Source organism: Paraburkholderia sp. BR14320 (assembly GCF_040948665.1).
GTDB lineage: Bacteria > Pseudomonadota > Gammaproteobacteria > Burkholderiales > Burkholderiaceae > Paraburkholderia > Paraburkholderia youngii.
In genome coordinates this window covers 101484-112791 of record NZ_JBFPKG010000025.1, presented here as the reverse complement: position 1 = coordinate 112791, position 11308 = coordinate 101484, and the positions used below count along the sequence as shown (strand labels likewise).

The 11308-nt window shown below is 67.4% G+C and carries 10 protein-coding genes; 1 reads left to right on the top strand and 9 read right to left on the bottom strand.

From position 1 onward, the window contains the following. From AB3X89_RS22830 to AB3X89_RS22795, 8 genes are all read right to left on the bottom strand, one after another. The coding region (locus AB3X89_RS22830) for an ATP-binding cassette domain-containing protein (RefSeq protein ID WP_368585278.1) at window positions 1–339 on the bottom strand (339 nt) is incomplete at its 3' end. Next, window positions 336–1628, bottom strand: coding sequence for a branched-chain amino acid ABC transporter permease (locus AB3X89_RS22825; RefSeq protein WP_368585286.1), 1293 nt, complete (start codon window positions 1626–1628; stop codon window positions 336–338). The genes AB3X89_RS22830 and AB3X89_RS22825, both read right to left, overlap by 4 nt. A gap of 22 nt (window positions 1629–1650) precedes the next feature. Next, window positions 1651–2589, bottom strand: a complete 939-nt coding sequence (locus tag AB3X89_RS22820; protein ID WP_368585277.1) for a branched-chain amino acid ABC transporter permease — start codon at window positions 2587–2589, stop codon at window positions 1651–1653. Window positions 2590–2593: 4 nt separating this feature from the next. Continuing rightward, a complete protein-coding gene (locus AB3X89_RS22815; RefSeq protein WP_368585276.1) occupies window positions 2594–3043 on the bottom strand; it encodes an acyl-CoA thioesterase in 450 nt (149 codons plus the stop codon). 40 nt (window positions 3044–3083) lie between these two features. Further along, window positions 3084–4232, bottom strand: coding sequence for an iron-containing alcohol dehydrogenase (locus AB3X89_RS22810; RefSeq protein WP_368585275.1), 1149 nt, complete (start codon window positions 4230–4232; stop codon window positions 3084–3086). A gap of 160 nt (window positions 4233–4392) precedes the next feature. Beyond that, window positions 4393–4923 (bottom strand): NUDIX domain-containing protein, encoded by a 531-nt coding sequence (locus AB3X89_RS22805; RefSeq protein WP_368585274.1) that lies wholly within the window; start codon window positions 4921–4923, stop codon window positions 4393–4395. A 126-nt stretch (window positions 4924–5049) separates the two neighbouring features. Further along, window positions 5050–6081, bottom strand: a complete 1032-nt coding sequence (locus AB3X89_RS22800) for a low specificity L-threonine aldolase (RefSeq protein WP_368585273.1) — start codon at window positions 6079–6081, stop codon at window positions 5050–5052. 87 nt (window positions 6082–6168) lie between these two features. Next, entirely contained in the window at window positions 6169–7482 is a 1314-nt protein-coding gene (locus AB3X89_RS22795; RefSeq protein WP_368585272.1) for a YbfB/YjiJ family MFS transporter, read from the bottom strand. 100 nt (window positions 7483–7582) lie between these two features. On the opposite strand from AB3X89_RS22795, the gene AB3X89_RS22790 reads away from it, so the two are divergent. Then, a complete protein-coding gene (locus tag AB3X89_RS22790) occupies window positions 7583–8503 on the top strand; it encodes a LysR family transcriptional regulator (RefSeq protein ID WP_368585271.1) in 921 nt (306 codons plus the stop codon). Window positions 8504–8666: 163 nt separating this feature from the next. On the opposite strand, the gene alaS is transcribed toward AB3X89_RS22790, so the two are convergent. Further along, window positions 8667–11291 carry an alanine--tRNA ligase gene (alaS, locus tag AB3X89_RS22785; RefSeq protein WP_368585270.1) on the bottom strand — a complete coding sequence of 875 codons (2625 nt, stop codon included), beginning with the start codon at window positions 11289–11291 and terminating at the stop codon, window positions 8667–8669. Window positions 11292–11308 lie beyond the last annotated feature (17 nt).

The following is an 11308-nucleotide window of genomic DNA, read 5'->3' as shown; positions in this document are numbered from 1 at the left end:
GCGCGTGCGATCGCGCTCGGCAAGCTGCGCCGCGCAGCGCAGGTTGTCGAACACGGACAGCCGCGCGAACACGCTGGTGCTCTGGAAGCTGCGCGCGAGGCCGCGGCGCGCGATCGCGGCGGGCGCCAGCCGCGTGATGTCCGCGCCGAACAGATGGATACGCCCCGCGCTCGGCCGCGCGCCGCCCCCGATCAGGTTGAACAGCGTCGACTTGCCCGCGCCGTTCGGGCCGATCAGCGCGTGCCGCTCCCCGGGCTCGATCGCGAGATCGACGCCGCGCAGTATTTGCGTCGCGCCGAAACGCTTTTCGATGCCGTAGAGCGCCAGTGCCGGGATCATCGTGCGGCTCCGGAGGAACGTGCCGCGCGTGCGTGGGCGCTCACGCGTGCATGCGCGCGCAGCGCATGGCGTGTGGACAACGCAGCCAGGGCGGCGAGCGCAACGAATGCCAGCGCCAGAGGAAGCGGCAACAGCATCGGTGCGACGGTGACATCGGTGCCCGCGCCCGCACCGCCGCCGAACAATGCGCTAAACGCCGCCCCTTCGTCCGCACCGAACTGCGCCGCATAGGCCCACTGCACCGCGATCACGACGGCCGCGAGCCACAGCAACCCTGCCGCCGCGCTCCACAGATAAGCGGCGCGGCAACCTCGCCAGCCATAGGCCGCAATCCGCGCCACGTGTCGCGAGGCAAAGCCCGCAAGCCCATCCGGCGCGGCCATCACGACGACGACAAAGAACAGCCCCAGGTAAAACAGCCACGCCCGCGTGACACTCGCGACCACCACGCTGAAAAACGTCAGCACGATCGCCCCCGCGACCGGCCCGAAAAACGCGGCAGTGCCGCCGATCACGGTCGCGATCAGCACCGCGCCCGAGCGCATCATGCCGACGCTTTCGGTCGATACGAGTTCGATATTGATCAGCCCGAGCGTCCCCGCGATGCCCGCGAAAAACGCCGACAGCACGACCACGCCATAGCGAACCCGGCGCGGATAGCAGCCGATCGCCGCCGCGCGCGCCGGGTTGTCGCGCACCGCGTTCGCGAGCCGCATGAACGGCGTGCGCGACAGCGCGAACATCGCGACACTCGCGACGACGCACCACAGCGCGATCAGCGCATAGGCCTCGCGCGCCGGACCGAAACTCCAGCCGCCGAAGAGCGGCCCGCTCGCGCGATCGATCGCGACGCCCGCCTCGCCGCCGAACCAGCCCGGCAGCGTCCACGCGGCCGCGACGACGAGCTCGCCGAGACCGAGCGTGATCATCGCGAACGCGGTGCCGGCACGGCGCGTCGCGATAAAGCCGAACAGCACGCCGCACAGCGCGCCGCCGATGCCGCCGACCAACGGCAGCAGCACGAGCGGCACGCCGCCCGCGTTGAACATGCGCGCGGCGATCAGCGCGCCGAGCCCCGCATACGCGGCATGTCCGAACGACAGCAGCCCGGTCTCGCCGAGCAACAGGTTGTACGACAGCGCGAACACGATCATCGTCGCGCTTTGCGCGAGATAGGCGAGCAGCCAGCTGTGCGGCCAGATGAAAGGCGGCACGGCCAGAAAGGCGACGAGCGCGAGCCAGGGCGCGAGCGCGCCGCCGCGCCTGCGCGGCGGCACCCGGCTTTCCAGCGCATCTGACGGCCCACTCGGCTTACGCATGATCGTCACGCCGTCCGAACAGCCCGCGAGGCCTCATCGCCAGCACCGCGACGAGCAGCAGATACGGCAGCAGCGGCGCGACTTGCGCGAGCGTCAGCGCGTCCCATTCGGGCGGCAGCACCGCGCCGACGAGCGCCACCGCGTCGCCCAACGACAGATCGCTCGCGACCGCCAGCGTCTGCACGCACCCCACCAGCAGCGACGCGATGAGCGCCCCGCTCAGCGACCCGAGCCCGCCGATCACGACGACGACGAAGACGATCGAGCCGAGCGACTCCGCCATCGCCGGCTCGATCACGAACAGCGGCGCGCCGATCACGCCGGCCAGCGCGGCGAGCGCGGTGCCGGCCGCGAATACGCCGGTGAACACGCGCGGCACGTTGTAGCCGAGCGCTTCGACGGCCTGCGCATGCGTGAGCGCGGCGCGCACGATCAGGCCCGTCTTCGATACGCGCAGCATTGCGATGAGCGCCGCGAGCATCGCGAGCGACACCGCCATCATGAACGCGCGATAGCGGGTGAAAACCGCGCCGTACAGCGAGAACAGCGAACCGTCGAGCACGGCCGGGATTCTCGCCGACAGCGGACTGAGCCCCCAGCCGAGCTTGACGAGTTCGCCGAGCAGATACGCGGCGCCGAACGTCAACAGAAGCTCGGGCAGATGACCGTGGCCGCGCACGCGCCGCAGCAGCCAGCGCTCGAGCGCCGCGCCGAGCAGACCGACGACGAGCGGCGCGACCACCAGCGCGCTCCAGAAACCGGCGCGCGCCGCCACCGAAAAGCCGACGTACGCGCCGAGCATGTAGAAGCTCGCATGCGCGAAGTTGAGCACGCCGAGCATGCTGAAGATCAGCGTGAGCCCGGCCGACAGCATGAACAGCAACAGCCCGTAGCTCAGGCCGTTGAGCAAAGTGATGATGAACGACTGCACGCGTCTAGTCCGCCGTCCCGCCAACGCACAACGGTTCGAGCGCCGCGCGCAGTTCGGCGGGCAGGTTCACCGGCCGCCGCGTCGCGCGATCCACGTAGACGTGCACGAAATGCCCCTGCGCGGCGGGCGCTTCATCGCCGTCGCGGAACAGCCCCACCTCGTAGCGCACGCTCGACGTGCCGAGCCGCGCGACGCGCAAGCCCGCGTCGATGCGATCGGGAAATACGAGCGGCGCGAAGTAGTTGCACTGCGTCTCGACGACGAGCCCGATCGTCGCGCCGTGCTCGAAATCGAGCACGCCCGCGCGGATCAGATACTCGTTCACGACGGTGTCGAAATAGCTGTAGTAGACGACGTTGTTCACGTGGCCGTAGACGTCGTTGTCCATCCAGCGCGTGGTGATCGACAGGAAGTGCGGATACGCGGCGCGGCCGGCAGGGGCGGGTTTGTTCATCGGACGTGGCGGTTGGTGGATGCGAGGATGCGGGGCTGCGTCACAAAGACTCCGTCAGCATGCGGCGATAGTCGTCGGCGCTCGCCTCACGCGGATTCGTGCGATGGCAGTGATCGAGCAGCGCGCCCTGCACGACCTTGTCGAACATGCTTTCGTCGACGCCCATCTGCCTGAGGCCGGTCGGCAGACCGAGCCGCGCGGTCATGTCGAACAGCGCCTGCGCGAGATCCGCATGCTCGGGCACCCCCATCACGCGACGCATGCGCGCATAGCGGCGCTCGGCCACCACGCTCGGCGCGCGCTCGTTGAAGCGCAGCACCGCGGGCAGCACGACCGCGTTCAACGTACCGTGATGCAGCGACGTGCGGCCGTTCACCTTCAGGCCGCCCAGCGGATGCGACAGCGAATGCACGCAGCCGAGGCCCTTCTGGAACGCCATCGCGCCCTGCATCGACGCGCTCATCATGTTCAGGCGCGCCTCGCGATCGCTGCCGTCCGCGCACGCGCGCTCGATGCTGTGCCACGCGCGCTCGAGGCCGTCGAGCGCGATGCCGTCGGCGGGCGGATTGAAGGCCGGCGCGAGGAAGGTCTCGATGCAATGCGCGATCGCATCCATGCCGGTCGCGGCGGTCAGCCCCGGCGGCAGGCCGAGCGTGAGACCCGGATCGCACAGCGCCGATTTCGGCAGCAGACTCCACGAATGAAAGCCGAGCTTGCGGCCATCGTTCAGGATCACGATCGCGCCGCGCGCGACTTCGCTGCCGGTGCCAGCCGTGGTCGGAATCGCGATCAGCGGCGCGACGGCGTCGGTGATCTTCGCGCTGCCGCCTTCGATCGTCGCGTACTGCGTGAGCGGCCCCGGATGCGTGGCCGCGATCGCGACGCCCTTCGCGAGATCGATCGACGAACCGCCGCCCACCGCGATCAGCCCGTCGCAGCGCTCGTCGCGATACACCTGGGCCGCCGCGAGCACCTTGTCCTCGGTCGGATTCGACGGCGTGTCGTCGAACAGCGGCACGTCGCCGAGCTTCAGCGCATCGAGTGCCTGCCGCGCGATGCCGGCCGCGACGACGCCCTTGTCGCTGATCACCAGAGGCCGCCTGATGCCGATGCGCGCGCACTCGGACGACAGTTGCGACAGTGCGTCGTAGCCCAGATGAATATGGGTCAGGTAGTAGATGTAGGCCATGCCGTTGCTTCTCCCTGAGCGTGCGCTCATTGACCGCTGATTGACGTGGATGAACGATTCGATGATGCGTCGATGGCTGCTGTGTGCTGTCTCTATGTTGTCCGCGTTGTCCGCATTGTCTGTGTGCTGGCCAATGTTGCGGCTCGATGGACGGAGCGCTTCACAGCCCCGGCCGCTCGACGAATTCGAACGGCAAATTGCGCCGCCGCATCCATTCGCCGAGCGCTTGCCCCGTGCCCGCGCGCCACGGCCGCAGCTTCGCGGGCTCGACGAGCTGGTATTCCAGGAGTTCCGGCGACAGCGCGATCGTCCCATGCGCCTTCACGTGATACGCGATGATCAGCTCGTTCTTGCGGATGAATTCGTACACGCCGATCAGTTCGACCGATTCCGTGTGCAGCGACGTCTCCTCCATCACTTCGCGAGCGATGCCCTGCTCCGGCGTCTCGCCGTTTTCGAGGAAGCCGGTGATCAGCGCGAACCTGCCCTCGGGCCATGCGGCGTTGCGCGCAAGCAGAACCTTGCCCTCGTACTCGACGATCGCGGCGACGACCGGCAGCGGATTATTCCAATGAACATAACCGCACTCGGTGTCGGGACAGATCTGACGGACGCGGCCACCGTCGTGTTCGGGGTCGGTGCGTTCGGTCAGAGGCTTCGCGCAGCGGGGACAGAATCGGTACTCGGTCATGGCGGGGGACGTCTCGTTGTTTCGTGTTTGTTGGCGGGTCGTAGTGGTGTGGCATTGCGCGTGTACCGAGTGGTGCGGCAAGGCGCCGGCAGTCACTCAGGCTGCGGCAGCTTCATGCGTCTTCGCTCACGCGACGCACAGTTCGCGTACGTCGGCCGCGAAACGCTCGACCGTTTCGGGCTGCGTGTCCCACGCGCACATCAGCCGGCAACCGCCCGCGCCGATGAACTCGTAAAACTTCCAGCCACGTGCGCGCATCGTCTTCGCGGCATGCCGCGGCAACTGCGCGAACACCGCGTTCGATTCGCTCGGAAACATGATGCTCACGCCCGGGATTTCCTGCAACCGCGCCTCCAGCAGACGCGCCATCGCGTTCGCGTGACGCGCATTGCGCAACCATACGTCGTTGTCGAGCAGGCCGAGCCACGGCGCGGAAATGAAACGCATCTTCGATGCCAGCTGTCCCGCCTGCTTGAGCCGATAAGCGAAATCGTCGGCGAGCGCGCGGTCGAAGAACACCACCGCCTCGCCGACTGGCAGGCCGTTCTTGGTGCCGCCGAAGCACAGCACGTCGACACCCGCGCGCCATGTGATTTCCGACGGATGCACGTCGAGCGCGGCGACCGCGTTCGCGAAACGCGCGCCGTCCATGTGCACCTTCAGATGACGGCGCTTCGCGATCGCGGCGATCGCGCGCACTTCCTCGACGCTGTAGACGGTGCCGACCTCGGTCGACTGCGTCAGCGTGACGACCTTCGGCTTTGGATAGTGGATATCGGCGCGCCGCGTGACGATGGACTCGATCGCATCGGGCGTGAGCTTGCCGCCGATGCCCGGCGCCGTCAGCAGCTTCGAGCCGTTTGAAAAGAACTCCGGACCGCCGCATTCGTCGGTCTCGATGTGCGCGAGTTCGTGGCAGATCACCGAGTGGTACGACTGGCACAGCGACGCGAGCGCGAGCGAATTGGCCGCCGTGCCGTTGAACACGAAGAACACTTCGCAATCGGTTTGAAACAGGTCGCGCAGACGGTCGCAGACCTGGTTGGTCCAGGAGTCGTCGCCGTAGGCCGGCTCGTGGCCGCTGTTGTTGGCGGCGATCAGCGCGTCGAGCGCTTCGGGACAGATGCCGGCATAGTTGTCGGACGCGAAATGTTGCATGGTCGAGCGACGCGCCCGGCGACAGGCGCGAGGGAATGACGGAAAGCGGTCATTTTAGTGCGCTCGTGCGAGATTTGTTTTCAGGCGCTAGTTGCAACCGCAATCCGGCATGCGGCCACGGCGCGGGCCGCGCGGCACGCGCATCACCGCGATCAGCCCTACCGCCCCCGCCAGCAGCGCGCCCGCGGCGAGCCACAGCGCCAGCGAAAACGATCCCGTGTGGGCGGCAATCGGCGCTGCCACCAACGGACCCGCGATCTGTCCGATGCCATAGGCCGCCGTCGCGTAACCCATCAGCCCGGCCGCATCGTCGCCGCGCAGCCGCCGCGCCTCGCGCATCGCGAATAGCGTGATCGCGGTAAACGGCAGGCCGATCAGGATGCTGCCGAGCGAAAACCCGCCCGCCGTCGGCCACACGATGCCCAACGCGATGCCGATTGCCTGCAACACATATGAGCCTGCGAGCAGCGTGCGGTTGTCCCAATGCAACGGCAAACGCGCGGCGAGCAACGCGCCGACGATCAGCGCGGCACCGAACATCGGCCAGAACAGGTCCGGCCATGCCGAGCCCGGCAACGCGTGGCGCGCGATGACCGGCAGAAAGGTCGCGGTGATGATGTAGCCGAAGCCCGGGATACCGTAGAGCAGCACCAGCCAGAACGCGTCGCTGCGGTGGACGGCATGGCTCGTCTGAACGCCGGCCGTACGGGGCGGCGGGTTTGCGCCAGTGCGTGATCCAGTGGCGGATTTTGCTGCCGAGGAGCTCGCAACGGCAGGCCGCGCTGCCCCCACGCGCCCTGTCTCGGCGAACACGGGCCACACCAGCACGGTCAGCACCGCGCCGATCACCGCAAAGCCGATCCATCCGACCACCGCGCCATAGCCACCCGCGACGCTGACCAGCAAGCCGGTCCCGACGATGCCCACGCCCGGCCCGGTGTAGATGACCCCGCTCCACGCATGCGCGCCGAGTTCGGCGAGCCGCCGCAAGCCCCACTGCGACGCGAACACGAAGGTCCATGCGCTGACCGCGCCGGCGACGAAGCGCACCAGCGCCCACACCCAGAACTGGCCGGTGACGCCCATCGCGAGCGTGAGCAGCACGGTCGCGGCGAGTCCGACGCGCACCATCCGCGCGGGCTCTGCCCGCAGCGCCGCGCAGGTCATCGCACCGACGAAATAGCCGGCGTAATTGAACGACGCGAGCCAGCCGCCATGCTGGATATCGAGGTGCGGCTGGCCGAGCGCCGCGCCGTGCAGCATCAGCGGCAGCAGCGGCGTGAATGCGAAGCGCCCGATCCCGAGCGCGACGGCCAGCGCGGCCATGCAGGCGAGCGCCGCGCGCCGGGCGGCGTGCGGTTCGTGAAAGCGCCGGTACGCGTGGGAAGCCAGGTCGTTCATGTCGGACGGTCAAGCAGCGATGGGGTGAATCCATATTAGCTTGACCTTTCGATCACGAAAAATGAATAATTAGAATGTAATTCATCGCCGGGAGAGAATCATGGATCTGGCTGCTCTGACGATTTTTCGCGCGGTAGTACGCGAAAACGGCGTGACGCGCGCTGCGGCGAAGCTCAATCGCGTGCAATCGAACGTGACCACGCGCATCAAGCAGCTCGAGGAGCAACTCGGCACCGAGTTGTTCATCCGCGACGGCCGCCGGCTCGTGCTGACGCCGGCCGGCGAGACCCTGCTGCCCTACGCGGAACGGCTGCTCGCGCTCGCCGACGAGGCGCGTCACGCGGTGCGCGAGGATCGTCCGAGCGGGCGGCTGCGTCTCGGTACGATGGAAAGCGTCGCGGCGACGCGTCTGCCGGCCCTGCTCGCGCAATATCACCAGCAATGGCCGGCCGTCGAACTGGAGCTGGAGACCGGCACGACCGGCAGGCTGATCGAGCGCGTGCGCGAGTTCGAGGTCGATGCGGCGTTGGTCGCGACGCCGCTCGATCCTGCGACGCTCGGCGATGTGTTCGAAACCGTGCCGATCTTCCGCGAAGAACTCGTGATGCTGACGCCGCGCGGCCATCGGCCGATCCGCGAGGTGCGCGACATCGCGCTATCGACGCTGATCGCGTTCGAGCGCGGCTGCGCTTATCGCGCGTATATCGAGAAGTGGTATCTGGAGCACGGGGTGCGGCCGGAGCGCGTGCTGGAGCTCGGCTCGTATCACGCGATCGTCGCGTGCGTGGCGGCCGGCGCGGGCGTCGCGGTCGCACCGCGCTCGGTGCTCGATCTGCAGCCCGACACGAGCAATATCGCGGTGCACGAGTTGCCCGATATTGGCATCATCGACACGCTGCTGCTCTGGCGACGCGGGCATTTTTCGTCGGCACTCAACGCGTTGCGGCGCGCGCTGGTCGCGTCGCAGGAAGGGACGGCCGACGCGGATGCGGCGGCGCCCGTGGATACCAATGCGGTCTGATCGTTGAATCCACCGCGCCGGCAAAGAGGTTCGACGCAAGCCGATCGGCTTCGGCAAAAGCGAAGGGGCCACGCAACGCGCCGATTCTGCTGGCGCGCCGCGTGGCCCCTTTGTCGAACCCGGCTCGACTTCGCGTCGAGCCGGACTCAACCGACCATCAGATTCAAAGCTGTGCTTCGACCCAGCCCTTGACGCCCGCGAGCGCCGCCGGCAGGTTGGCCGGCTCGGTACCGCCAGCCTGCGCCATGTCCGGACGGCCACCGCCCTTGCCGCCCACCTGCTGGGCCACGAAGTTGACCAGTTCGCCCGCCTTGACCTTCTTGCTGGCGTCGGCGGTCACACCGGCGATCAGGCTGACCTTGCCGCCTTCGACCGACGCGAGCACGATCGCCGCGCTCTTCAGCTTGTCCTTGAGCTTGTCGACCGTTTCGCGCAGCGTCTTCACATCCGCGCCTTCGAGCGTTGCCGCGAGCACGTGCACGCCGCCGACGTCGATCGCCTGGCCCGCGAGCTCGTCGCCCTGGCTCGACGCCATCTTCGACTTCAGCGCGCTCAGTTCCTTCTCGAGCGCCTTCACCTGGTCCTGCACCTGGCCGATGCGCTGCGTGAGTTCCGCCGGTTGCGCCTTCAGCACGGCCGCGGCCGCGTTGACGCGCGCTTCGAGCTCCTGCACGTAGCGCACCGCGTTGTCGCCGGTGATCGCTTCGACGCGGCGGATACCGGCCGCGACGCCGCCTTCCATCACGATCTTGAAGAAGCCGATGTCGCCCGAGCGATTCACGTGCGTACCGCCGCACAGCTCACGCGAGAAGCCGAGGTCGAGCACGCGCACTTCGTCGCCGTACTTTTCGCCGAACAGCGCCATCGCGCCGCCCTTCACCGCATCGTCGTACGACATCAAACGCACGATGCCGGGCGCGTTCGCCAGCACTTCCGCGTTGACGATTTCCTCGACGCGGCGGATCTGTTCGTCCGTCATCGGCGCGTTGTGCGCGAAGTCGAAGCGGGTCTTGTCTGCGTCGACGAGCGAGCCCTTCTGCTGCACGTGCGAACCGAGCACCTCGCGCAGCGCCTTGTGCATCAGGTGCGTGGCCGAGTGGTTGCGCGCCGTGCGAGCGCGGCGCACCGCGTCGATTTCCGCCTTGACGACGTCGCCAACCTTCAGCGTGCCCTGCTCGAGCGTGCCGTGATGGCCGACCACGTCGGCCTGCACCTTCAGCGTATCGGCAACGGCAAAGCGCGTGCTCGCGTTCGCGAGCACGCCCTGGTCGCCGACCTGGCCGCCCGACTCCGCGTAGAACGGCGTGTGATCGAGCACGACGACCGCCGGCTGGCCGGCCTGCACCTGCTGCACCGACGCGCCGTCCACATACAGCGCGACGACCTTCGCGTCGTCGAAGACGATTTCCTCGTAGCCGTGGAACGTGGTCTTCGCGCCCGAGTATTCGAGGCCCTGGGCCATCTTGAACTTGCCCGCCGCGCGCGCCTGCTCGCGCTGACGCGCCATCGCGTCGTCGAACGCGGGTTCGTCGACCGTCACTTCGCGCTCGCGGCAGACGTCCGCGGTCAGGTCGAGCGGGAAGCCGTAGGTGTCGTGCAGCTTGAACGCGAGTTCGCCGTCGAGCGTCTTGCCGCCCTTCGCGTCGAGATCGGCCAAAGCGGCTTCGAGAATCGACATGCCGTGCTCGATCGTCTCGAAGAAGCGCTCTTCTTCCTGACGCAGCACGTCGGTCACGCGCTTCTCGGCCTGTGCCAGTTCCGGATAGGCTTCGCCCATCTGCGCGACGAGGTCGGCGACGAGGCGATGGAAGAACGATCCCTTCTTGCCGAGCTTGTAGCCGTGGCGGATCGCGCGGCGCACGATACGGCGCAGCACGTAGCCGCGGCCTTCGTTGCCCGGAATCACGCCGTCGACGATCAGGAACGAGCACGCGCGGATGTGATCGGCGATCACCTTCAGCGAGTTGTTGGTCAGATCGGTCACGCCGGTTTCGCGGCCAGCGGCTCGAATGAGCGCCTGGAACAGGTCGATCTCGTAGTTGCTGTGCACGTGCTGCAGCACCGCGGCGATACGCTCGAGGCCCATGCCGGTGTCCACGCATTGCTTCGGCAGCGGCGTCATGTTGCCCTGCGCGTCGCGGTTGAACTGCATGAACACGAGGTTCCAGATTTCGATGTAGCGGTCGCCGTCTTCCTCGGGAGACCCCGGCGGGCCACCCCACACGTCCGGGCCGTGGTCGTAGAAGATTTCCGAACACGGGCCGCACGGGCCGGTGTCGGCCATCTGCCAGAAGTTGTCCGACGCGTAGCGCGCGCCCTTGTTGTCGCCGATGCGGATGATGCGCTCGACCGGCACGCCCACTTCCTTCGCCCAGATGTTGTGCGCTTCGTCGTCTTCCTGGTAGACGGTGACCCACAGCTTGTCTTTCGGCAGCTTGTAGACTTCGGTCAGCAGTTCCCACGCGTAGTGGATCGCATCGCGCTTGAAGTAGTCGCCGAACGAGAAGTTACCGAGCATCTCGAAGAACGTGTGGTGACGCGCGGTGTAGCCGACGTTCTCGAGGTCGTTGTGCTTGCCGCCGGCGCGCACGCTGCGCTGCGCGGTCGTGGCGCGCGAATACGGACGCGACTCCGCGCCGAGGAACACATCTTTGAACTGCACCATCCCCGAATTGGTGAAGAGCAGCGTCGGGTCGTTGCCGGGCACGAGGCTCGACGAACGGACGATCGTATGGCCCTTCGATTCGAAGAACTTGAGGAATTTCTCGCGGATATCAGCGGCTTTCATAGCGTGCGGGGGACGGT